Source organism: Streptomyces sp. SP17BM10 (assembly GCF_036322405.1).
In the GTDB taxonomy this organism is placed as follows: domain Bacteria; phylum Actinomycetota; class Actinomycetes; order Streptomycetales; family Streptomycetaceae; genus Kitasatospora.
In genome coordinates this window covers 1-347 of the sequence record NZ_JAQYXB010000013.1, presented here as the reverse complement: position 1 = coordinate 347, position 347 = coordinate 1, and the positions used below count along the sequence as shown (strand labels likewise).

At 72.3% G+C, this 347-nt stretch carries 1 pseudogene; it reads left to right on the top strand.

Going from position 1 to position 347, the window contains the following annotated elements:
• A pseudogene (locus tag PUR71_RS00035) lies at positions 1–347 on the top strand (PKD domain-containing protein); the annotation flags it as partial.

The following is a 347-nucleotide window of genomic DNA, read 5'->3' as shown; positions in this document are numbered from 1 at the left end:
GACCGGCGTGTGGGCGGTCGTGATGATCGTGCCGGCCGGCACCCCGTCGCAGACCAGCGACGTCTCGGTGTACCCGGTCGGCCTGCCGGTGCCGGACGCCTCGGCGGTCACCTTCGCCGCCGGGCAGAACGTGACCAACCTGGTGACCGTCCCGGTCGTGAACGGCGGGGTGGACATCCGCAACGCCTGGGGCGACGTCGAGCTCGGCGTGGACTTCCTGGGGTACTACACCGACTCGGGCTCCACCTTCACCGCGTCCCCGCTGGTGCGGCTGATGGACACCCGTGACGGCGAGGGCGTCCGCGTGGGCTCCCTGGGCGGCTCGAACGACCAGGTCAGCCTGCGGG